We start from the raw sequence: 23,061 nt of genomic DNA on the forward strand, positions 1-23,061 counted from the left end.
CTTTGGGCAGAGGCCCAATTCCGATGACCACCGATCCTGATTTGAAACAGAGACTGATCCAGCAGGCGCTGGACGAGGGGTTCGTATCCTGTCGGATTTGCCGTCCATGGGACATCCCGCAGGTGCCCGATCGCCTGGCCGCCTTTGTCGAGGCCGGGTATCACGGGCAGATGGGCTGGATGGCCGAACGGATGCACTGGCGCGGCAACCCGGCCGAGCTTTGGCCCGAAGCTAAATCGGTGATCATGTTGGCCGAAAGCTATGCGCCCGATCACGACCCTCGCGCCATTCTGGACCATCCCGACAAGGGCGCGATTTCGGTCTATGCGCAGAACAAGGACTACCACGATCTGGTCAAGAAACGACTCAAACGTCTGGCCCGGTGGCTGATCGCCGAGGGCGGCGGAGAAGTGAAAGTTTTTGTCGACACTGCTCCGGTTTCGGAAAAGGCGCTGGGCATGGCTGCTGGTCTGGGATGGCAAGGCAAGCATACCAACCTCGTCAGTCGGGATTGGGGCAATTGGGCTTTCATAGGCTCTGTTTTTACCACACTCGACTTGCCCGCAGACGCGCCTGAGATCAACCATTGCGGCTCTTGCCGGTCTTGTTTGGCGGCCTGTCCAACTGATGCTTTTCCTGCGCCCTACCAATTGGATGCCCGGCGCTGCATTTCTTATCTGACCATCGAGCACAAAGGCCCGGTAGACGAAGAGCTGCGGGGTAGACTGGGCAACCGCATCTACGGTTGCGACGATTGCCTCGCCGCGTGTCCTTGGAACAAATTCGCGGTGGCGGCCAGTGACATGCGATACGCCGCCCGTGAAGAGCTTAAAGCTCCGGCGTTGGCTGAATTGGCGACGCTGGATGATACAGCGTTCCGGGCTTTTTTCTCGGGCTCGCCGATCAAACGGATTGGGCGGGACCGGTTCGTGCGCAATGTCCTCTATGCGATCGGCAACTCGGGTGATGCGGCATTGATGCCAACCGCACAGGGTTTGACCAAAGATGCGGATGCAACCGTGGCCGATGCCGCCCGTTGGGCCGTGGAACAATTGCAATAAGTGACGCAAACAGGCAGGACGTGTCGCGCGAACTCGCTATGTGGTGGGATCACGACGCGAATGGAGGATCAAGATGGCGCTGTCTTTGGGCGTGGATACTGGCGGGACCTATACGGATGCGGTGCTGATCCGGGACGAACGGGATGTGATCGCCTCGGCCAAGTCGCTCACCACACGGGCCGATCTGGCGATTGGCGTTGGCAAGGCGATCAAGTCGGTTCTGGCGCAGGCAGATGTCAGCGCGGATCAGGTGACGCTGGCCTCTTTGTCGACCACGCTGGCCACCAACGCCCTGGTCGAGGGGCAAGGTGGACGGGTTGCGCTGATCTACATCGGATTTCGCGAGCAAGATCTGGACAAGCACGGGCTTTCAGATGCGCTCAAAGGTGATCCGGCGTTGGTGATCGCGGGGGGGCACAGTCACGCGGGCAGCGAAAAAGCACCGCTTGATGTAGCCGCACTTGAGGCGTTCATTGACGCCAACTCGGGAATATCAGGCTATGCGGTTGCTGCGCAGTTCGCTACCCGAAACCCTGCGCACGAGCTTGAAGCGGCCCGCATCATCACCGAGCGCACCGGCGTTCCGGTGACTTGTTCGCACCAGCTGTCGGCCAAATTGAACGGTCCCAAACGGGCGGTGACGGCCGTGTTGAATGCCCGTCTGATTGGCATGATCGACCGCTTGATTGGCCGGGCGCAAGACACGTTGGTGGACTTGGGGATCACGGCGCCGATGATGGTGGTGCGTGGCGATGGAGCACTGATGAGCGCCGAGCAGGCACGCGAGCGCCCCATCGAGACAATCCTAAGCGGCCCGGCGGCGTCGATTGTTGGGGCCTGTTGGCTGACCTACACGGAAAATGCGCTGGTCTCGGACATTGGCGGCACAACGACGGATGTGGCTCTGATCAAGGACGGAAAACCCGCGATTGACCCCGCAGGTGCGCGAGTGGGCGGATTTCGCACCATGGTCGAGGCGGTCGCAATGCGCACCAGTGGCCTTGGGGGGGACAGTCAGGTTCATGTGGTGACCGAGGGGCTGACGGGTGGGGTGTTCCTTGGCCCGCGCCGGGTTGTGCCCGTTTCGTTGATCGCCTCTGAGGCGCCCGATGTTGTGCATGGCGTGCTGGACGCGCAACTGCATTCACCGACGCCCGGCGAACACGACGCCCGCTTTGCGCGGGTCGTTCCGGGTATTCCAGTTGATGGTGTGGGCGAGCGCGAAGCCGTTCTGATCGAACGTTTGGGGGACCGGGTGGTGCCCTTGGATCAGGTGCTGCGAACCCGCATGGAACATGGCGCGCTTGGCCGCCTGGTGGATCGTGGGATCGTGCAGGTATCTGGTGTGACCCCTTCGGACGCAAGTCACGTTTTGGGACGGTTGGACAGTTGGGATCGGTCGGCGGCAGAAAAGGCACTCGAGCTTTTCTCGCGCAAACGTGTGGGCACAGGCGACCGCATTTCTGCGACGCCTCGTGCTATGGCTCAGATCGTCGTGGATCAGCTGACCGAACAGACAGCTTTAACCTTGTTAGAGACTGCTTTTGCGGAAGAGGCCGAAGATTTCGGCGTGCCGCCTGAACAGCTCGCGCGACATGTTCTGCTGCAAAAGGGGTTGTCCAACCACCGCGGCTTGCTGGCATTGGATGCGTCGCTGAACGTGGATGTGGTGGGACTTGGTGCCTCGGCACCCAGCTATTACCCCGCTGTTGGAGAGCGTTTGCGTTGCAACATGATCCTGCCGGAGCACGCTGGTGTCGCCAATGCCGTAGGGGCCGTTGTCGGGCGGGTCACATTCCGCCGAAGTGGCACCGTGACATCCCCGTCTGAGGGGAAATACCGCGTCCATCTGGACTCGGGGCCACAGGATTTCACCGAATCGGACGCGGCTTTGACCTTGTTAGAGACAGTTTTGCGCCAAGAAGCTGAAGGTGCTGCAAAGGCCGCTGGTGCGGCGGATATTCGGGTACTGGTTGAACGCGACATCCGCACCGCGAGGATCGAGGCGCGGGATGTCTTTGTCGAAGGTATGCTGACGGTCGAGGCCAGCGGACGGCCCCGTGTTGCAGTTGGCTAGTGCTCGGAATCCTGCAAACTTGCTTTTCGATCCTGGTGCAGTCTGTACTGACATCAATATGAGGATCGCAATGCAACATCGTCAGGACCGCATTGACTTGGCTGCTTGTCTAAGGCTGGCCGCCCGCAACGGATGGCAGAGGGGTGTGGACAATCACTTTTCGTTGGCGGTTGATGAGGGGCATTTCCTGGTCAACGCCCGTGGCCTGCATTGGTCCGAAGTTACGGCATCGAACCTTTTGTTGGCCGATCACGACGGCAATGTGGTTGAAGGAGAGGGAGAGATTGAGGCGTCGGCCTTTTACATTCATTCCCACATCCATCGCACCGTTCCCCATGCGCGCTGCGTTCTTCACGCCCATCCGACCTATTCCACGGCGCTTGGCTGTATCGAAGGGGGGCGTCTTGAGAACTGCCATCAGGATGCTTTGCGGTTCTTGGGGCGGGTCTCATACGACGGCGATTTTAGCGGGTCTGCCTTTGATGACGGCGAAGGTGGGCGCATTGCAGCAACCATCGGAAACGGCAACATCGTGGTCATGGCCCACCACGGGATCACCGTGGTTGGGGAAACCGTGGCGCGGGCCTATGACGATTTCTACAATTTTGAGGTGGCTTGCGAATACCAGCTGACGGCAATGGCCTCGGGACGTCCGCTTGCCATTCTTCCTGATGATGTCTCTGAAAAGCTGGCCGCAGGCATGTGGGACGAACGGCAGATCGATTTCCACTTTGCAGCGATGAAGCGACTATTGGATCGGGACGAACCGGATTAAACCCATTAAAGGGAAACGCCCCACCAAGATCGGAGGGGCGTAATTTTCACTTTATTCTGCCGCTTCTGACCGCTTGGGCAGCACCCAATCGGGGCGCGCAAAGTGGCAGGTGTAGCCGTTGGGAATGCGCTCCAGATAATCCTGATGCTCGGGTTCGGCATCCCAGAAATCACCCACAGGCTCGACCTCGGTCACGACCTTGCCGGGCCACAGGCCGCTGGCGTTCACGTCGGCAATGGTGTCCAGCGCGGTCGCCTTCTGCGCTTCGTCCACATAATAGATCGCCGAGCGATAGCTCATGCCCATATCGTTGCCCTGGCGGTTCACCGTGGTCGGGTCATGGATCTGGAAAAAGAACTCCAGCAGCTTGCGATAGCTGATCTGCGCAGGATCAAAGAAGATCTCGATCCCCTCGGCATGGGTGCCATGGTCGCGATATGTGGCATTGGGAACATCCCCGCCGGTATAACCCACGCGGGTTCCAGAGACGCCGGGCATTTTGCGGATCAGGTCCTGCATGCCCCAGAAACAGCCACCTGCCAGAACGGCGCGTTCAGTGCTCATGCGATATCCTCCACTTGATTGATGTAGTCGCCATAGCCTTCGGTCTCCATGTCGTCGCGATGCACGAAACGAAGCGAGGCAGAGTTGATGCAATACCGTAGTCCGCCACGATCCAACGGGCCGTCGGGAAAGACATGTCCCAGATGGCTGTCGCCATGGGCCGAGCGGACCTCGGTCCGGATCATGCCCAAGGTGCGGTCTTCGATCTCTTGCACGTGGGCCGGTTCGATAGGTTTGGTAAAGCTAGGCCAGCCGCAGCCGGATTCGTATTTGTCGGACGAGGCAAACAGCGGCTCGCCCGACACGATGTCCACATAGATGCCTGGTTCCTTGTTGTGCAGCAGTTTGCCGGTGCCGGGACGTTCTGTGCCGCTGTTTTGGGTCACATAGAACTCTTCACGCGAAAGGGCGGCGATGGCCTGAGGGTCTTTGGTGTATTTGGTCATGCAACCTCCGGTTCTGATTTGAACACGTATGTGGGGCCGTGGAATGAAAAGCAAAGATTTGTTTCACTCAGATAGCAGCAACGTGCAATTCATCCAATCGGGTTCGATGGACGTATGAAATGCACCAGGAGGTTCAATATGATCAGAATTGGTATTCTAAGCCTGCTGCTGTTAATCGGCCAAATGGTTCATGCAGGCCCGGTTCGCGGCGTGTTTGACTCGATCGACGGTGGAAAACTCTCATTGAAGGAATGGCAGGGTCGGCCTGTGCTGGTGGTAAACACCGCATCTCAATGCGCCTATACGGACCAATACGCAGGTCTTCAAAAGCTCTATGATCGCTACCGTGATCGTGGCCTGATCGTGCTGGCAGTGCCGTCTGACGATTTCAATCAAGAGTTGGACACCAGCGAGGATGTAAAGCAGTTCTGCGAAATGAACTACGGCCTGGATGTTCCGATGACCGACATCACATCGGTTCGCGGTTCATCGGCACATCCGTTCTATCGTCAGGTCAAAGAGGACACAGGATTTGTGCCGCGATGGAACTTTAACAAAGTCTTGGTTGCACCTGATGGCTCTGTCGCCGCAACGTTTGGATCGGCGATCCGTCCCGACTCGGGCAAGATCGTCAGTGCGATCGAAGAGTTTTTGAGTTAGGCGCGCTTTGAAGCGGGCTGGCGTGCCAGCTGTACCGCGAGAATGCCAAGCGTTGTGATCGCCACGCCAAGGCCGTCGAGTACCCCCAGACTTTCACCCAGCAAAGCTGCGGCCACAGCAACGCCGAACGCCGGGTTCAAGAAGTGAAAGGTTGAGGCGCGAATGGCCCCGATCCGATCCAGCAGCAGGAACCAGATCAGCGTCGCAGCAAGCCCCGGAACCAGCGTGGTATAGGCAAAAGCCAGCAGGAAAGGCATCGTCGGGTTGATGTAAATCGTTTCAAACACCGGGGCGGCAACAAACAAGACGGCCGAGCCTACAAGCATCTGCAACCCGACTACCATCATGAAGTTCCCGCCCGAGGTCGCCCCGCGCACCGAAAGGGTGGCAAAGGTTAGCGCCAGTGCGCCCAATACGCAGAGCATCAGGCCAAACATGTCGATGCCGCCCGATATCCGCGCGCCCATGATCAGTGCCACGCCGCCAAATCCCATGAGTAGACCGATCAGACCAAGAGGGCGCAACCGTTCCTTGAAGATCAGCCAATTCGCCAGTGCCACCATCAGCGGCATGGTCGAGGCAATGATGGCCGCGACCGAAGCCTCGATCGTTTGCATCGCATAGAAGTTCAGACCCAAATACAGGGCATTCTGGCATATCCCGAACATGATCGTCGCAAACAGCTGCGGCCGGGTCAGCCGCCAGCTTTGCCCCATGGCGCGCGCGATCAGCACACCCAACACGCCGGAAATCAGAAATCGCAGAGCCAGGGAAAACAGGGGCGAGGCATCCGCAACGATGATCCGCGCCGACGTAAAGGCCGACGACCACATGAATGCAAAGGCTAGCCCCATGACAACGGCACGCATATCCATGATGCTGTCCCTCTCCCTCACGCAGCGAGGGGACAGTTCATCAAATCACACAGGCATGCAAGTGCGTTAGTATGTGTTGATACAATAGATCAGGCATTGCAGGAGGATGCCCAGAATGAATCGTTAAGACATCCCCCTTCCCATCAATGCAAATACTGGTGATCCGGTTCATTTTCCGGTTCGTCGACCGGATCAAGAACAAGCAACAGTCGCGCTTCCCCGGTCCCTTCGATCGGTGGAGAGCGGTGAACGAGGCGTGATTTCGATTGATCGGGCCAAAGCGTTCCGCGCAGCAGGATCGGGGCGCCAGTTGGTGCGGTGAAAATGTGATCCGGCTCGTCCGCGTCCCCCAAGATCCCGTATTGCGTGCCGGTTCCGCGATAGGTGCAGACCAAACGGGCTGTGACGGCATCGATGTGGAACCGTCGGCAGGCATTTGTTGTCACAGCATCCAGACGCAGGCGCAGCCAATTCGCACCCATGAGATTGGCAAAAACATCCGCCATCGCGGCCACATCATCAACCAGCACATTGCGTTCAGAGCAGTCTGGGGTGCCAGACACCTCGCACACCTTGTGCATTGCATCGCGTGCCGCATGTGGACGCAGAACGACCCTGGTTTTGGGCAATTGCTTTGGATCAAGCGTGTTGATCCAAGATTGAAATTGCGACGTCGGGTTGCGCTGCCAGATCACGCCACCAATTTTGGGTTTTCTCAGCTCGACCAGACCCTCGGGCGTTTCCGTTATGCCAACGCGGGATGCGATGTCTGTTCCGATTTCGCGGATGACATTCATGCTGCGGCCTCGCTCCGGCGCCAGATCGGGAAGGGATCTGACAAATCGGGAAGGTCATGAGGCCCGGTCGCGGCGATGGCGGGCAATAGGGCCCCGTCGAGCCTGGCCTTGAGTGCGGGCCAGTCGATGCCGCTGCCGATGAACACGATCTCTTGGCGGCGATCCCCCCAAGGTTCCTGCCAATGGGCCTGCATATAGGCACGTGCGCTTTCATGGTCGGGCCGTCGGTCTTCGGGAACGGTGGCCCACCAGGTGCCAAGCGGCTGGATCGACGACAACGCTCCGGCAAGAGAGAATTCTGCGACCCAATCGGGCCGGGTTGCGATCCAGAAATGGCCCTTGGCGCGAATGACGCCAGATAGCTTTCCATTCAAAACATCCAGAACCTTTTCTGGAATAAAGGGTTGGCGGGCCCGGTAGACAAAACTGGTGACGCCGTATTCTTCGGTTTCGGGGACGTGATCGGCAAAACCGTAGAGCTCTTTTGCCCACATCGGATGTTCATGTGCCTTTTCGAAATCAAACAGGCCAGTATCCAGAATTTCACCTGCAGGCACGTCAGACTGGTTCGTTTCGATGATCTTGGCGTCTGCGTTGAGGCTGCGGATAATTTTGCGGGCGACATCCACACGCTCAGGTCCGGCATCCACCACCTTGTTCAGGATTACGACATCAGCGAACTCGATTTGGTCAGTGAGAAGGTGAACCAATGTGCGCTCGTCTTCTTCGCCCATGGTCTCGCCGCGGTCACTTAGGAAATCGTGGCTGGAGTAATCTTCGAGCAGGTTCACGGCATCAACTACGGTCACCATCGTGTCCAGGCGCGAGACGTCGGACAGGCTCTGGCCAAACTCGTCGCGGAAATCAAAGGTGGCGGCGACGGGCAGGGGTTCTGATATGCCGGTTGATTCAATCAGAAGATAGTCGAAACGCCCTTCGCCAGCGAGGCGCCGCACCTCGTCCAGCAGGTCGTCGCGCAGGGTGCAGCAGATGCAACCGTTCGACATCTCTACCAGCGTCTCATCGGTTCGCGAGAGTTCAGTGTCTGCGCGCACGAGATCGGCGTCGATGTTTACCTCGGACATGTCGTTGACGATGACGGCAACCCTGCGCCCGTCACGATTGTTCAGAACCCGGTTCAACAACGTTGTTTTGCCTGCGCCCAAAAAGCCGGACAGGACAGTAACAGGAAGGCGGGAGTCGTTCATCTGCGTGGTCCTTAATTCGAGAGTTCGGTTGCGAAAGGATTGCCAAATCTACCTACGGCAATGACAATTATGTTATAACATAACAGAATGCAAGCCTATTGAGCTGTGCAGTTCCAGGGCGCCAAACCCTGACGAAGCGACAACGAAAAAGGGCCGCCAGCTGGCGACCCCAATTCGTTCAGATCAAGAGGATCCGATCAGCCGTTCACGCTGTCTTTCAGCGCTTTGGCGATGGTCATTTTCACGACCTTGTCGGCTTCTTTCTTGAACTGTTCGCCAGTGGCAGGGTTACGCACCATACGCTCTGGACGCTCACGGCAATAGATCTTGCCCACGCCTGGCAGGGTCACGGCGCCACCGCCGGAAACTTCGCGGGTGATCAGGCCGGTGATAGCGTCGAGTGCTGCGCCAGCGGCTTTTTTATCTGTACCCATTTCCTCGGCCAGTGCTGCCACGAGCTGAGTTTTGGTCATAGGCTTTGCCATTTCTTGGTCTCCTTACTGTGCCCGATCAGTTGGGCCTCATCGCGTAACTCTAACTGGATATTGTGAGGTAACACAACGAATAGTAGCACCGAAAACCAAGAAAATATGGGGTTTTCGGCGGTTTTTTGCGCTCAGAGGAAGGCGGTTTCGTCAAACGAGCGCAATTTCCGGCTGTGTAGGCGCTCCAGAGGCATCCCGCGCAGCGCCTCCATCGCGCGAATTCCGATGGCCAGATGACGACTGACCTGGGTTGTATAGAACTCGGATGCCATGCCCGGCAACTTCAATTCGCCATGCAACGGTTTGTCCGAAACGCACAGCAACGTGCCATAGGGAACACGGAATCTGTAGCCATTGGCCGCAATCGTGGCGCTTTCCATGTCCAGCGCAATGGCGCGTGACTGGCTGAGGCGCTGAACCGGACCGGACTGATCGCGCAGTTCCCAGTTGCGGTTGTCGATGGTGGCAACCGTGCCGGTGCGCATTACCCGCTTCAGGTCGTATCCGGCGAGTTCCGTCACTTCGGCCACGGCCTGTTCCAACGCGATCTGAATCTCGGCCAAGGCTGGGATCGGCACCCACACAGGCAGGTCGTCGTCCAGTACGTGATCTTCGCGCAGATAGGCATGTGCCAGCACGAAATCGCCAAGCGCCTGTGTGTTTCGCAGACCTGCGCAGTGACCCACCATCAACCAGGCGTGCGGTCGCAGGACTGCGATGTGGTCTGTCGCAGTCTTGGCGTTTGATGGCCCCACGCCGATGTTGACCAGCGTGATCCCCGACCCATCCGCCCGTTTCAGGTGATAGGTCGGCATCTGAGGCAGTTTGGCGGGCGTGTCGATGGGCGTTTCGGCATCCGTGATCTCGACGTTGCCGGTACTGACAAAGCTGATGTAACCGCTGTTCGGATCGGCCAACTGAGCGCGCGCATAGGCTTCGAATTCGGACACGTAGAACTGGTAGTTGGTGAACAAAACATGGTTCTGGAAATGGTCCGGATCGGTGGCCGTGTAGTGTGACAGCCGCGCCAGCGAATAGTCGATACGCTGTGCCGTAAACAGAGCAAGTGGGCCGGTGCCGTTGCTGGGCACATGGGTGCCATTAACGATATCATCGTTGGTGGTGCTCAGGTCCGGCACGTCGAACACATCGCGTAGGGTGAACCCTGCAGCGCCTTCTTGCGGAACCGTCAGTCCGGGGTTGGCCGCAACGGCAAAATGCACTGGAATAGGCGTCGTTGACGGGCCGATGGTGACCGGCTGGCCATGGTTCTTGATCAAAAGCGCAATCTGCTGGGTCAGGTAAGACCGGAAGAGACGCGGCTGCGTGATGGTCGTGGCATAGGTGCCGGGATTTGTCACATGCCCGTAGCTTAGTCGGCTGTCCACCTGCGCATAGCTGGTCGTCTTGATCCGCACCTCGGGATAGAACGCACGCACATGACGCTCTGGCGCGCCTTCAACCATCGCTTCGGAAAACCGCTGGCAGAGGAAAGCCGTCGCCTGATCATAGAGCTCGATCAACCGCTCGACGGCTTGCGCAGGGTCGGTGAAGCTTTCTGGTTCAAGGGTTTCGGGTGTGGCGTATTCTGTCATTCAAGTGGGTCCAGTAGGTCAATCTTTTCAAAGGTGCGCACGTCGATCAGGCCAAGGTCCGATATCCGCAATTCCGGGATCACCACCAAGGCCAGCAGCGAATGCTGCATGTATGCGTTGTTCAGGTCACAGCCGCACGATTGCATGGCGGCAACCATCTGCTCGGCTTTCGCGGCGACGTCCGTGGCTGGGCTGTCGGACATGAGCCCGGCAATGGGCAGTTCCACCAGCGCCAGCTCTTCGCCGTCTCGCCAAATGGTGATGCCGCCGCCCACCTCGGCCAGCCGGTTCGCAGCAAGTGCCATCTGCGCCCGGTCTGTCCCGACGACAATCATATGGTGGCTGTCATGCGCCACGGTCGATGCCATGGCCATGCGCCCCTGGTAGCCAAAGCCCGAGACAAAGGCGTTGGTCACCCCGCCCGTGGCCCGGTGTCGTTCCACTAGTGCGATTTGGCAGGTCTCTCCATCACCTTCGACTAGCCCCTCACGCACCGGAAGATCGGCCTTGAGCGCCTTGGTCGGGGCCTGGTTTTCCACAACACCTATTACATTGGCGCGGACGGAATTGGCACCTTCAGGCGCTTTGATTTCAAAGTCCGTGGCGCCCAACTCATGACCCAGATGCACTGTGCCGCGCGCAGTGTCGGGCCAGTCGAAATGAGGACAATCCACTTTGATAGAGCCGTTTTCAGCAACGATTTTCCCGCGTGCGATCACGGTTTCAATCGGCAGGTCGGTCAGGTTGGAAGTCAAGATAACATCGGCCCGACGCCCCGGTGTGATCGAACCAATCTCGCGCTCCAATCCAAAGTGAGTAGCCGTGTTGATCGTCGCCATCTGCAGCGCAATCAACGGATCACAGCCGCAAGCAATTGCGTGTCGCACCACCCGGTTCATATGACCGTCATTGACCAACGTGCCGGAATGGCAGTCATCGGTACACAGGATGAAGTTGCGCGGATCCAGACCCTTTTCCGTTACTGCTGTGATCTGGCTTTCAACGTCATACCAGGCAGACCCCAGTCGCATCATCGACCGCATGCCCTGGCGCACGCGGGCAATGGCATCCGCCTCACACGTCCCTTCGTGATCATCCGCAGGGCCACCCGCGACATAGGCCGCAAAGGCCGGGCCCAAATCGGGCGAGGCATAGTGCCCGCCCACAGTCTTGCCTGCGCGTTGCGTCGCCGCAATCTCGGCTAGCATTTTGGGGTCGGCGTTTGACACGCCAGGAAAGTTCATCATCTCGCCCAAGCCGATAATGCCGGGCCAGGTCATCGCCTCGGCCACATCCTCGGGGCTGATTTCATAGCCGGTGGTTTCCAGGCCCGGCGCCGAGGGTGCGCAGGACGGCATTTGGGTAAAGATGTTGACGGGTTGCATCAGCGCCTCGTCATGCATCATGCGAACACCGTCCAGACCCAGCACATTGGCGATCTCATGCGGGTCGGTGAACATTGATGTGGTGCCATGAGGGATCACGGCGCGAGCAAACTCGGCGGGCGTCAGCATGCCGCTTTCGATGTGCATGTGGCCGTCGCACAGGCCGGGGATCATGTAACGGCCTTTGGCCTCGATGAGTTGCGTATCGGGGCCGGTGCAATGGCTGGCGTCGGGACCGACAAAGGCGATCCGACCTGCGGCGATTGCGATCGAATGATCAGGTAGGGCTTCGCGCGTATGCACATTGACCCAGGTTCCACCGGTGATGACGGTGTCGGCGGCCTCGCGTCCGGCGGCGACGGCGATCAAACGGGGGGCCACTTCGGGCCAGGTGGGGAAAGTTGTCTGTTCCATGGCTCAACTTTCCCGAATGTTAGCGCCTGTGCAACCCCTCCCGTCGCGGTATCATGAAAGGGTTACATCTGGTCGGGTATAGGGTCCCATGAAAATCGTTATTCATCACAACCCCGCCTGCGGCACCTCTCGCAATGTGCTGCAAATCATCCTCGACGCAGGCTATGATCCGGTCGTTGTCGAATACTTGGACACCGGCTGGACCCGCCCGCAGTTGCAAGCGTTGTTTGCCGCAGCTGGCATCACACCGCGCCAAGCCTTGCGCACAAGCAAATCCCCGGCCGAAGAGCTTGGGTTGCTCGATCCGTCCGTTTCGGACGCCGCACTGCTTGATGCGATGCTGGCGCATCCGGTTCTGGTGAATCGCCCCATCGTGGCCTGCGCCAACGGCGTAATGCTCTGTCGCCCGTCTGGTGCAGTCCTGGATCTGCTGGACAGCAGGCCGCCCGCACCTTGGGCCAAGGAGGATGGCGCGGTGTTGATCGACGAACACGGAAACCGGCTGCCGGAATGAGCCGCAATCCAGTCGGAAATCCCCTTGTGAGTTGACGCTCTTTTCGCTCTCATCGGGGGACGGAAGGGGGGCAAGACATGGACTATGAAACAGTAGATGCCGATGCGTTTGGACGGTCGCTGAGAGGGATCGGCCTGAACCTGTTGGTGCGGGATGTGCAGGCTGAATGCACCTTTCTGGCGGAGGTATTCGGGATGTGCAGTCATCAGGTGACAGCGGATTTCGCCATCGTGACCTATGGCAACCAGGTGTTTCAGCTGCATAGCGATGGCACTTATCACGCGAACCCGTTGCTGAATCTTTTGCCGGAAAACCCGCCACGCGGGGCCGGATTGGAAATCCGCCTGTATGACAGCGACCCGGATGAGGCCGTGCAACGGGCCGAGGCTTTTGGGGCCACGGTTTTGCAAGTTGCAACGGACAAACCACATGGGCTGCGAGAGGCGTATATTCTGTGTGCCGATGGGTACGCTTGGGTGCCGAGCAGACCCAAAAAGCTAGTTTGAACAATCTCCAAATGGCGCGACCTTGCGGTCACGCGTCCTGCGGACGGCGGGGGGCCGGGCAGGCGCGGGCGTTGCCCGCGCCTGCCCGGCCCAACGGGAGGAGGTGGTCCGCCAGGAACATCGACAACGGGCGGGAGTGCTTGCGGATCAGGAAACGACTTCAGCCGCGATTTCGGATCTCAGCCAGTTGGTAAAGGCGATAGCACCGGGGTTTTCTTCCGCTTGGGGTGACAACAGCAAATAGTAAGCCTCAGGCATGACCGCGCGATGCGCAAAGGGCGCAATTAAGCGGCTCTCGCCAATCAATCCGCGTACGATCGTGTCATGTGCCAAACACAACCCTCCTCTGGCCATCGCAACCGACAGGCTGACCATATACGTCGTGGCATATGTGATTGGCGGATTTCCCCATATTAGACCCTGATCTTCGGCCCAATTCGACCAGTTGGACAACAGGTTCGAGCAATCATAGAGCGGTTGGTCCTGCAGGTTTTCCAACGTCACAGAGTACCCCGGTGCGCACACCGGATAATAGTGATCGGTCCGCAACAGCTCGGTCCGGACCGTGTCGGCTGGCCGCAGGGAATAGCGAATTTCAACCGCGGCGCCTTCGGCCATTTCTCGCGGCTCCCAAAGCTCGGTGAAGATGTTCAACTGAACGTCCGGATGCAGCGCGCGGAACCGGGGCAGCTTTGGCGCAAGCCAATTCACGGCAAAGGTGATGTTCGATTGCACCTGCACCGCATTCACCTGATCCCCGACCACCGCTTGGGTCCCCCGCACCAGGGTTCGAAAAGCCTCGCGCACGACCGGCAGATAGGTGATCCCGGTTTCCGTCAGCTCCAGCGCCCGGGGACGGCGATGAAACAGCGGGCGTCCCAGGTGTCCTTCAAGCGATTTGATCTGCTGGCTGACCGCGCTTTGCGTCATGTTCAGATCGCGCGCAGCACCGGTGAACGACAGGTGGCGCGCTGCGGCCTCGAACGTGCGAAGCCAGCCCAAAGGGGGGAGGGGTTTCTGCATATGTATAACTCTGTCATTAGTAACGCTAATGAGATAGCTTCGTTTTTTTCGTTGGTCAAATGCAAGTCCGGGATGCAGGTTCTTGATCACCTAGGGAAACCGCCTCGGCATCAGGGAGAATCGGCGATGAGCGTGACAAATCTGCGACCCAATATGGATCACTGGTCCGAGCGGGTTGATATGGCGGCGGCCTTTCGCTGGACCGTCAAACTGAACATGCACGAGGCGGTGGCGAACCACTTCAGCCTGGCCGTGAACGACGACGGCACGCAGTTCCTGATGAACCCGAACCAGATGCACTTCAGTCGTGTGAAGGCATCGAACCTGTTGCTGCTGGATGCAAATGATCCGAACACAATGGACATGCCAGGCGCGCCGGACCCGACTGCTTGGGGCCTGCACGGTTCGATCCACCGTCACTGCCCGCATGCGCGTTGTGTGATGCACGTGCATTCGATCCACGCCACCGTTCTGGCCTCGTTGGCGGACAGCAACATCCTCCCGATCGATCAGAACACCGCCACCTTCTACAATCGCTACGTGATTGATGACGAGTTCGGCGGGCTGGCTTTTGAGAGCGAAGGTGAGCGCTGCGCCACAATGCTGAACGACCCCAAGAAAAAGGTCATGATCATGGGCAACCATGGGGTTCTGGTGATTGGCAGTGACGCGGCGGACGCGTTCAACCGGCTCTACTATTTTGAGCGCGCGGCCGAGACCTATATCCGAGCCTTGCAAACCGGCCAAAAGCTGCGGGTGCTCAGCGACGAGATCGCCGAGAAAACCGCGCAAGAGCTTGAGGATTATCCAAGCCAGGCCGAAGCGCACATGCGCGAAATGAAAGCGATCCTGGACGCAGAAGGGTCTGACTACGCGAGCTAAGCGGCGTTAGCCGCCAAGCCAGAAAGGACATCCCATGTTGGATACCGCCAACCCCCGGGCGCGCACCCTCGCCGCCCGATACTATACGTCTGTCCAATCGCTTGAAGCTGACCGTGAACTAGTGTTGAGCAGCTGGCAGTTGGCTGGGCACGAAACGCAGCTGTCAGAGCCGGGCGCTTACATAACGTTGTCGCTGTTTGACCAGAACATCTTTCTGGTGCGCGACCGCGAGGGTGAGGTACGCGCGTTCTACAACGTCTGTCCGCATCGGGGGCATCAACTGGTCGAGGGGAACGGGAAAAAGGCGGTTCTGACCTGTCCCTATCATGCATGGACATTCGGGTTGGATGGCAACCTGCGCGGGATGCCCAAACGGGATGGAACAGATGCTCCGGCGCGGTCTGAAGTCTGTTTATCGCATGTTAGGGTCGAATCATTGGCCGGATTCCTGTTTGTGAACCTGGACGATGACGCGCCCAGCCTGGCCGAGTTTGCTCCGGGTCTTGATGCGCAGATGTTGGACCGCATCCCGGAACTGCCTACGCTGGTGATCGAGGGTGACAGCGCCTACGGCCACACCTACACCTGCAAATCGAACTGGAAAGTGATGCTGGATAACTATCTTGAATGTCACCACTGCGGCCCGGCGCATCATTCGTTTGACGACATGATGAACATCGCCGAGAACCGGTTTGAACTGTACCAAAACTACACCTATCAACATGCACCCACGGCCCGCAAAGCCCAGAATGAGGCGTTTCGGCTGGATCTGGAGCATGACGTCCTGGACGGGCAGTTCTGGTTCCTGTTCCCCAACACCATCTTTGGCCAATTCCCCGGCGCGCGCGGGTTCTATGCCTCGCGGTTTGATCCGGTCACACCGGACCTGACCGAGCGGCGTTCGATCTCGCTGATCCCGCCTGAGCCTACTGATCCTGACATGGCGGCGCGCTCCGCCGAGCGGGCAGAGTGGTCGACCAATGTCGTGTCGGTCGAGGATCGCGAGCTGTGTGAAAACGTGCAACGCGGCATGCATCAGCGGGGGTTCAAGCAGGGCTGGTACGTCACTGATCCGGACGCGCACGACATCTCGGAACATGCGATGCGTCATTTCCACGACATCTACCTGGCAGCCATGGGCGAAGAGGCATGAAGAACATCTATACCTACGGCGGCAAACCTGCCCGTCGCAACCTGACCGTCGACTGTTTGCGACGCAACAAGGCGGCTGGCAAAAAGATGACTCAGGTCTCGGCCCTCAGCGAGGATGAGGCGCGCGCCTGCGAAGAGATGGGGATCGACATGATCACCATCTCCGATCTGGACTATGATGCCGTCCGTGCGGGCGCACCGCATACCTTCATCACGTCCAGCCAGACCATGTGCCAGTATTTCGAACCGCAGGAATGCCTGACGGCGGCGTTGAAAGCGGCCGAGAAAGGCGCTGATGCGGTCTTTACCCCGCGTGGTATGGGCATTGTCGAACTCATCGCGAACGAGGGGCTGGCGGTGCAAGGCCATGTGGGCCTGGTGCCGCGTAAATCGACCCTAACAGGGGGCTTGAAGACCTTTGGCAAGACAGCTGAGGAGGCAATGAAACTGCTCGACTGGATGCGCCGGTACGAGGATGCAGGCGCGGTAGCGGTCGAGGTTGAATGTGTCGCGGTTGAGGCGCTGCAGGCGATCAATCACAAGACCTCGCTTCTGACCCATTCGATTGGTGCGGGCACGGGCGGTGACATCATCTTTTCCTTCATGGAGGACATCTGTGGCGACGTTGAAAACCCGCCGCGTCATGCCAAAGCCTGGGGCGATGTATTGTCGATCCGCAAACAACTGGCCGCCGAGCGTGACAAGGCGTTGACCGGGTTCCGAACCGACGTGCAGTCCGGGGCGTTCCCGGATGAGGCACATACGGTTGGCATGTTGCCCGGCGAAGAGGACAAGCTGCGCGCGGCGCTCGACAAGTGGAGCACCCTTCATCAATGAGCGTCACCCTGACAGACACCGGCCTGCGGGTCGCGTTGCCGGATGGCGAGGCATATTTCAACGCCTTCTGGCTGCGCGACAACTGCGCCAGCTCGTTCGACGCCGAGACCCGCGAGCGGGTGTTTGACATCTGCGCGTTGGATGGTGACCCGGTGATCGCCACCGCATGGGCAGACGGCGAGGCATTGGTGGTGGACTGGCAGGGCGAGGATCATCAGAGCCGCTATAGTCTGGATTGGCTGATGGGTTGCGCCAGGGGTGCGCCGCGGACGGATCCTGCGTCCATTCCCCGTGCACTATGGCGCTCGGACAAGGCATTTAAGCGGTTTGATCGCGCTGATCTGGATCGGGACCAAATCCGTTGTGACTGGGCCCCTGCCCTGATCGAAGACGGTGTCGCCATCGTTGAGGGATTGGAAGACAGCGACCAGGCCCTGACCGATCTGGCAAACCTGTTGGGTGACGTTCGGCCGTCGGTGACAGGGTCGTACTTTGACGTGCAGGTGCATGTTGGTCCGGTAAATTTGGCCTTTACGGCTGCTGAGCTTGAGTTGCACACAGACACCCCTGCCGAGGAAACCCCGCCGGGCGTGCAGTTCCTGCATTGCCGTGCCAACTCGGTTGAGGGCGGCGACAGCCTTTTTCTGGATGGTGCAGCTGCGGCCGAGGATTTCCGAAAACGGTATCCTGACGAGTTTGAACTCCTCGCCACTGTGACGGCCCCTTTCTATTACGAGCATGACGCTTTTGACTGGCGCGCGCGGCAGCGGGTGATCGAGTTGGATGTGGGTGGCGCGGTCTCGGGCCTGACTGTCTCGCAGCATATGGCTGATGTGTTCGACATGCCGCAAGAGCTGCTGGACCGCTACTATCCCGCCTTTGTCCGCTTCATGCGCTGGCTCAGACGGCCCGAATATCTGGTGCAGTTCCGCCTGAACGCGGGCGAATGCATCATCTTTGACAATCATCGCATCGTGCATGGCCGCGCGGCCTATTCCGCAGACAGCGGCCAACGCCACCTTCGCGGTTGCTACATCGACCGGGGCGAGCTGCGCTCAACCTATCGCACCCTCTACCGCAAGACCGGCCAGACGGCCCCCAGCCAGGGACAATCAGCGCGCCATGAATGACGCCACAGACTATACGCGTGCCTTTGCTGCCAAGCCGCAGCCTCTGACGCTGGAACAGGCCGCGTGGAAAACGCCGCCCATGCAGCTGACGGATACCGAAGGCATGATCGACGTGCCCCGGATGCGGCGGTATCGCCAGAACCGGCTGCGTGAGCAGATGAAAGCACATGGGCTAGCGGCGGTGATCCTGACCGATCCGCTGTCGATCCGCTATGCGACGGGGGTGCGCAACTGCACGCTGTTTCAGATGCATATTCATGCGGGCTATTTGTTTTTGCCAGCCGAGGGACCAGTGATTTATTTCGACAGCGAGCCGGGTCGGGAAACCGGCGTGCAGCTGGAAACCATCGACGAGATCCGCGATGACCTGCTGCCGCTGTCCTATATGTTCGCGGGCTATCGGCATCAGGAGTGGTGCACCAAATGGGCCGCGCAGATGAAGGCACTGGTGGATGAACACTGCGGCGGCGAGACCCGAGTGGGTGTCGAACGCACCGCGCCCCTGCCTCACATGGCGCTGGAACAGGCCGGTTTGACCCTGGTTGATGCGGGAGAGGCTTTGGCCCACGCCCGAAAAATCAAAAGCCCCGAAGAAATCCTGTGCATGAACCAGACGATTGCGGTGGCCGAGGATGGCATGACCCGGATGCGGAATAATCTGGTTAACGGCATCACCGAGCAGGAACTGTGGTCCCACATGTGGGCCGCCAATATCGAAGGCGGCGGAGAATGGATCGACTATCGCCTGCTGGCGTCTGGTGAACGCACCAACCCCTGGCAGCAAGAGGCCAGCAGCCGCACCATTCGTGCAGGTGATCTGGTGGTGTTCGACTGCGGGATGGTCGGTCCGTGGAGCTATGGCGCTGACATCAGCCGCGCTTATCATTGTGGGCCTGGACGTCCGACGGAGGAGCAGTGCCGCCTATATCAATATGCCCACAACGAGGTGATGCATAACGGCGCTCTGCTGCGTCCCGGTATCTCGTTCACCGAGCTGATTGCGCAGCGTTATCGCCAGCCCGACGGATACAACGACCAGACCTATCCCTGCATGATGCATGGGCTAGGCATGGCCGACGAATACCCGGTGATCTACTACCCCGCGGACGCGCAGTTCCAATATGACGGTGAACTGGAGTCCGGAATGGTCATCTGCGTCGAAAGCTATGTCGGCAAGCTTGGCGGATACGAAGGCGTCAAGCTGGAAGACCAATACCTCATCACTGACACCGGCGCGATCTGTCTTTCGCGCTACCCGTTCGAAGACGCGCTTCTATCGCGCGAAATCTGATGTTTTGGCCAAAGAGGAGATGCCAAAATGACCGATACGACACCCAGCCTGGACCAGATGGCTAACACCGCCCCGACCCCCGCCCCCTTATCGGGCGAACAGATGGAGGATATGAGCCGAGAGTGGAACTATCACCCGGATCTGCCGTTGCAGAACCCATCCATCTTTCAATGGCCGCCCAACCCGGCCTTTCTGATCGGTTGGCTTGCGCGCAACTGGCTGACGCTCAGCGAGCGGGTGATGATGGTGATCCTGGCCGTGGCGTTGTGGTATTTCTTCTACCCCTCGCTGGAAACCGCGCAGAGCTTTGCCTTTGGCTGGATTGCCCAGATCTATGTCATCAACTTCGTGATGATCTTTGCCGTGGCTGGCGGCCTGCACTGGTATTTCTACATCCGCAAAGGGCAGGGCAAGAAGCTCAAGTTTGAGCGCAGGGATCAGGGTAAGAACAACAAGCTGTGGGATTTCAGCGATCAGGTGAAGGACAATATGTTCTGGTCGCTGGGGTCCGGCGTGTTCCAACTGACCGGGTTTCAGGTGGTCACCATGTGGTTGATGGCAAACGGCTATGCGCCCGTGATCACTTTTGCAGAAAACCCGGTGTGGTTCCTGGCCTGGCTGGTGATCATCCCGATGTGGTCCGCGTTCCACTTCTACTGGGTGCACCGCCTGTTGCATCAGCCGTTCCTGTACAAGCGGGTTCACAGCCTGCACCACCGCAATGTTAACATTGGCCCGTGGTCGGGGTTCTCAATGCACCCGGTCGAACACTTTATCTATCTGACCACGCTGTGCGTTCACTGGGTTGTCGCGTCGCACCCGATCCATCTGTATTTCCACATCGTGTTCCAGGGGCCTGGCGCGGCGATGAGTCATACCGGTTACGAGGATCTTCTGATCAAGGACAAGCGCAAGCTGGTCTTGGGCACCTTTTATCACCAGCTGCATCACCGGTACTACGAGTGCAACTACGGCAATCAGGAGATGCCCTGGGATCGGTGGTTTGGCACGTTCCACGATGGTTCGCCCGAGGCGACGGCAGAGACCCGAGCGCGCAAAAAGCGGATGTTCGGCTAAGTTACCCCTGATACGCGTCCAAACTGCGCGGCCTGTCGGCCTTGCGTCCTGCGGACGGCAGGGGGGCCAGGCTCACACGGGCAAAGCCCGTGTGAGCCTGGCCCAACGGGAGGAGATGTCCCGCAAGGGGCATTGACGACGGGCGGGAGTGCTCCGTGGCTCTAGTCCAATGCCGAGGCTGCTGCGATGTCGATGAAGGCCGCCACCAATCGCATGCGTGCGCGGTCCTTGGGGGCGACGATGGCGGTTTCGTGGGTCTTTGACATCTCGACGATCGGGACCTCGACCAATCCGCGCGAGATCAACCCGCTGTTGCTCAGGAAAATGGCGATGCCTGCGCCTTGCAGCACGGCTTCGCACATCAGCGGAAAGGTGGTCATACGGATGGTCCGGGGGAACACGACACCGGATCGGTCTTGGGCCTCGCGCACCACCCGCTCGGTCAACGACCCCGTTTCGGGCAGGATGACCGTCTCAGCAGCCAATTCGGTCAGGGACAGAGCCTCACGCGCTGCAAAATGCGAATCCGGCAGTAGGTAGGCCGCATACCGCACCTTTTGCACCACCACCTTGTCCCAATCATCAGCTTGTGGCGGATCCGTGATGAGCCCAACGTCCGCCCGCCGTTCGCGCAGCAGCCGCGAGGCCGTAGTCCAGGCGTGCAACGCAAAGTCGATTTCGACGTTTGGATGGGCGCGGTGAAACTGGCTGATCGCCTTGAGGGCGGGCAGAGGGGCGTTTGCGATGACCTTGATGTGCCCGCGCGCCATCGCTTCGAACCCCTGCAACCGTTCCGAGATCGTCCCTTCGAGCGCCACCAGCCGGTCGGCCAGATCATAGAATTCCCGCCCCGTGCGGGTCAGCGATACCCCGTCCCGGCTGCGCAGCAAAAGCGGTGTGCCCACCTGCTTTTCCAACTTGGCCACATGCTGTGTCACTGCCGATTGCGTCACGCCCAACCGTGTTGCCGCGGCCGAAAAGCTACCTTCACGCACGACATAGGCAAACGCGACGAATTGATGGTGATTGGCGCGCATTGAAGTCCCCTTTTCGGAACCAGCCTTATTGACCATTAGTCTCACTAATATGACGTCACAAAAGTGAAGGCCCGTTTGACTAAACAACCCTCAAACAACTGGGGGAATCACAGTGGCCGGGTTGAACATAGAAAACCTCACCAAACGGTTTGACGACGTCGAGGTGCTTAAAGGCGTCTCGCTGGATGTGGCAGATGGAGAATTCGTTTCGCTGGTCGGCCCCTCGGGTTGCGGCAAGTCCACACTGTTGCGGATCATTGCGGGACTCGAGGAACAGACCTCGGGCGATATCAAGATTGCGGATCGCTCGGTCGCGGGCCTGCGGGCGGCGGATCGCAACCTGTCGATGGTGTTTCAATCCTATGCGCTTTACCCGCACCTGAGCGTGGCCGAGAACATCGCAGTGCCGCTGAGGATGCGGCGGTTAACAGCCACACAGCGCCTGCCGTTGGTGGGGCGGTTAATGCCGGGTGCGCGGATTCAGGCGGATACGATTTCGCAGGATATTCTCACTGCCGCTGAAAGGTTGGAGATCGCGCATCTGTTGGATCGCAAACCGGGGCAGCTGTCTGGCGGGCAACGCCAACGTGTCGCGCTTGGTCGGGCACTGGTGAGGGACCCGGCGGCGTTCCTGTTGGATGAGCCGCTGTCGAACCTGGATGCCAAGCTGCGCGTGCAGACGCGGGTTGAGATCGCTCAACTGCACCGCAGCCTGAACGCAACCTTCATCTATGTCACCCATGATCAGGTCGAGGCGATGACAATGTCCGACCGGATTGCTGTCATGATGGGGGGGCGCATCCTGCAATGTGACACCCCCGAGGCGGTTTATGATGACCCTGACACCATCGAAGTGGCCGAATTCATCGGCTCCCCCAAGATCAACATCCTGCCGCTGACCTACGGAACCGATGGCCAACTGTCTCTGTTCGAGCAGGGCTTGGGCCTGCGTGGCACGGGCCGGATCGACGGGGCCGTGTCGTTAGGGTTGCGGCCCGAAGCGCTGCATCTGGCGACCGAAAATGCAGTTCTGCGCGGCACGGTGGCGCATTCTGAAAACCTGGGCTCCGAAGTGTTTGTGCAAGTCGACATTCCGGGGTTGGAGAACCGGGTCACGCTGCGGGCCACACCGTCACAGCGCGCATTTTTGCGTGTGGGTGCCCCTGTGAGCCTTGGGTTTGATGCTTTGGCAGCGCTGGTGTTTGACGGAAATGGCCACCGCGTACGCGGCATTCAGGTCGCCCCCCGTTCTGCGACAGAGGTGGCATAA

General features: G+C 59.2%; 23 protein-coding genes. 13 read left to right on the plus strand and 10 right to left on the minus strand.

The genetic code is table 11. The annotated features are described in order from the left end of the window. Positions 1–23 precede the first annotated feature (23 nt). From queG to TRM7615_RS02925, 3 genes are all read left to right on the plus strand, one after another. Complete coding sequence (gene queG / locus TRM7615_RS02915; RefSeq protein ID WP_108785381.1) at positions 24–1,061, plus strand: tRNA epoxyqueuosine(34) reductase QueG; 1,038 nt, start codon at positions 24–26, stop codon at positions 1,059–1,061. A gap of 73 nt (positions 1,062–1,134) precedes the next feature. Then, the gene (locus tag TRM7615_RS02920) at positions 1,135–3,138 is read left to right on the plus strand and encodes a hydantoinase/oxoprolinase family protein (RefSeq protein ID WP_108785382.1); all 2,004 of its coding nucleotides are present in this window, start codon (positions 1,135–1,137) and stop codon (positions 3,136–3,138) included. A 70-nt stretch (positions 3,139–3,208) separates the two neighbouring features. Next, positions 3,209–3,913, plus strand: coding sequence for a class II aldolase/adducin family protein (locus TRM7615_RS02925; RefSeq protein WP_165821346.1), 705 nt, complete (start codon positions 3,209–3,211; stop codon positions 3,911–3,913). Positions 3,914–3,964: 51 nt separating this feature from the next. Here TRM7615_RS02925 and msrA read toward each other — a convergent pair whose 3' ends face one another. Together msrA and msrB are read right to left on the minus strand one after the other, a co-directional pair. Next, complete coding sequence (msrA, locus tag TRM7615_RS02930; protein WP_108785384.1) at positions 3,965–4,477, minus strand: peptide-methionine (S)-S-oxide reductase MsrA; 513 nt, start codon at positions 4,475–4,477, stop codon at positions 3,965–3,967. Continuing rightward, positions 4,474–4,923: a peptide-methionine (R)-S-oxide reductase MsrB gene (gene msrB, locus TRM7615_RS02935; protein ID WP_108785385.1), complete on the minus strand. Its 450-nt coding sequence runs from the start codon at positions 4,921–4,923 to the stop codon at positions 4,474–4,476. The genes msrA and msrB overlap by 4 nt, the downstream gene beginning before the upstream one ends. A 138-nt stretch (positions 4,924–5,061) precedes the next feature. Here msrB and TRM7615_RS02940 point away from each other — a divergent pair, with 138 nt between their 5' ends. Then, a complete protein-coding gene (locus TRM7615_RS02940) occupies positions 5,062–5,583 on the plus strand; it encodes a glutathione peroxidase (RefSeq protein WP_108785386.1) in 522 nt (173 codons plus the stop codon). On the opposite strand, the gene TRM7615_RS02945 is transcribed toward TRM7615_RS02940, so the two are convergent. The 6 genes from TRM7615_RS02945 to ade form a co-directional block, all read right to left on the minus strand. Beyond that, entirely contained in the window at positions 5,580–6,458 is an 879-nt protein-coding gene (locus tag TRM7615_RS02945) for a DMT family transporter (protein ID WP_108785387.1), read from the minus strand. The genes TRM7615_RS02940 and TRM7615_RS02945 overlap by 4 nt on opposite strands. A 143-nt stretch (positions 6,459–6,601) precedes the next feature. Next, entirely contained in the window at positions 6,602–7,255 is a 654-nt protein-coding gene (locus TRM7615_RS02950) for a DUF1826 domain-containing protein (protein ID WP_108785388.1), read from the minus strand. Next, on the minus strand, positions 7,252–8,463 hold the full coding sequence (locus TRM7615_RS02955) for a GTP-binding protein (protein WP_108785389.1): 1,212 nt from the start codon (positions 8,461–8,463) through the stop codon (positions 7,252–7,254). Before TRM7615_RS02955 ends, TRM7615_RS02950 begins: the two co-directional genes overlap by 4 nt. 197 nt (positions 8,464–8,660) lie before the next feature. Then, positions 8,661–8,948, minus strand: a complete 288-nt coding sequence (locus TRM7615_RS02960) for an HU family DNA-binding protein (RefSeq protein ID WP_085797769.1) — start codon at positions 8,946–8,948, stop codon at positions 8,661–8,663. 131 nt (positions 8,949–9,079) lie between these two features. Continuing rightward, on the minus strand, positions 9,080–10,543 hold the full coding sequence (locus TRM7615_RS02965) for an AMP nucleosidase (RefSeq protein ID WP_108785390.1): 1,464 nt from the start codon (positions 10,541–10,543) through the stop codon (positions 9,080–9,082). Further along, entirely contained in the window at positions 10,540–12,342 is a 1,803-nt protein-coding gene (ade, locus tag TRM7615_RS02970; RefSeq protein WP_108785391.1) for an adenine deaminase, read from the minus strand. Before ade ends, TRM7615_RS02965 begins: the two co-directional genes overlap by 4 nt. Before the next feature lie 88 nt (positions 12,343–12,430). Here ade and arsC point away from each other — a divergent pair, with 88 nt between their 5' ends. Both arsC and TRM7615_RS02980 read left to right on the plus strand, forming a co-directional pair. Further along, a complete protein-coding gene (gene arsC, locus TRM7615_RS02975) occupies positions 12,431–12,856 on the plus strand; it encodes an arsenate reductase (glutaredoxin) (protein WP_108785392.1) in 426 nt (141 codons plus the stop codon). Between the two features lie 77 nt (positions 12,857–12,933). Continuing rightward, positions 12,934–13,362, plus strand: coding sequence for a VOC family protein (locus tag TRM7615_RS02980; RefSeq protein WP_108785393.1), 429 nt, complete (start codon positions 12,934–12,936; stop codon positions 13,360–13,362). A 147-nt stretch (positions 13,363–13,509) separates the two neighbouring features. On the opposite strand, the gene TRM7615_RS02985 is transcribed toward TRM7615_RS02980, so the two are convergent. Further along, positions 13,510–14,385: a LysR family transcriptional regulator gene (locus TRM7615_RS02985; RefSeq protein WP_108785394.1), complete on the minus strand. Its 876-nt coding sequence runs from the start codon at positions 14,383–14,385 to the stop codon at positions 13,510–13,512. A 126-nt stretch (positions 14,386–14,511) separates the two neighbouring features. On the opposite strand from TRM7615_RS02985, the gene TRM7615_RS02990 reads away from it, so the two are divergent. From TRM7615_RS02990 to TRM7615_RS03015, 6 genes are read left to right on the plus strand one after another with little or no spacing between them, the layout of a single operon-like run. Beyond that, on the plus strand, positions 14,512–15,267 hold the full coding sequence (locus tag TRM7615_RS02990) for a class II aldolase and adducin N-terminal domain-containing protein (RefSeq protein ID WP_108785395.1): 756 nt from the start codon (positions 14,512–14,514) through the stop codon (positions 15,265–15,267). 34 nt (positions 15,268–15,301) lie between these two features. Next, positions 15,302–16,420 (plus strand): aromatic ring-hydroxylating oxygenase subunit alpha, encoded by a 1,119-nt coding sequence (locus tag TRM7615_RS02995; protein WP_108785396.1) that lies wholly within the window; start codon positions 15,302–15,304, stop codon positions 16,418–16,420. Then, positions 16,417–17,256, plus strand: a complete 840-nt coding sequence (locus TRM7615_RS03000) for a 3-methyl-2-oxobutanoate hydroxymethyltransferase (RefSeq protein ID WP_108785397.1) — start codon at positions 16,417–16,419, stop codon at positions 17,254–17,256. Before TRM7615_RS02995 ends, TRM7615_RS03000 begins: the two co-directional genes overlap by 4 nt. Further along, complete coding sequence (locus tag TRM7615_RS03005; RefSeq protein WP_108785398.1) at positions 17,253–18,386, plus strand: TauD/TfdA family dioxygenase; 1,134 nt, start codon at positions 17,253–17,255, stop codon at positions 18,384–18,386. The genes TRM7615_RS03000 and TRM7615_RS03005 overlap by 4 nt, the downstream gene beginning before the upstream one ends. Next, positions 18,379–19,677, plus strand: a complete 1,299-nt coding sequence (locus TRM7615_RS03010; protein WP_165821347.1) for a M24 family metallopeptidase — start codon at positions 18,379–18,381, stop codon at positions 19,675–19,677. Before TRM7615_RS03005 ends, TRM7615_RS03010 begins: the two co-directional genes overlap by 8 nt. Before the next feature lie 27 nt (positions 19,678–19,704). After that, positions 19,705–20,754 carry a sterol desaturase family protein gene (locus tag TRM7615_RS03015; protein WP_108785400.1) on the plus strand — a complete coding sequence of 350 codons (1,050 nt, stop codon included), beginning with the start codon at positions 19,705–19,707 and terminating at the stop codon, positions 20,752–20,754. Positions 20,755–20,915: 161 nt separating this feature from the next. Here TRM7615_RS03015 and TRM7615_RS03020 read toward each other — a convergent pair whose 3' ends face one another. After that, positions 20,916–21,791 (minus strand): LysR family transcriptional regulator, encoded by an 876-nt coding sequence (locus TRM7615_RS03020; protein ID WP_108785493.1) that lies wholly within the window; start codon positions 21,789–21,791, stop codon positions 20,916–20,918. A 112-nt stretch (positions 21,792–21,903) separates the two neighbouring features. Between TRM7615_RS03020 and TRM7615_RS03025 the strand changes: the two genes are divergently transcribed. After that, positions 21,904–23,061 carry an ABC transporter ATP-binding protein gene (locus tag TRM7615_RS03025; RefSeq protein WP_108785401.1) on the plus strand — a complete coding sequence of 386 codons (1,158 nt, stop codon included), beginning with the start codon at positions 21,904–21,906 and terminating at the stop codon, positions 23,059–23,061.

This window comes from Falsiruegeria mediterranea M17 (assembly GCF_900302455.1).
Lineage (GTDB): Bacteria > Pseudomonadota > Alphaproteobacteria > Rhodobacterales > Rhodobacteraceae > Falsiruegeria > Falsiruegeria mediterranea.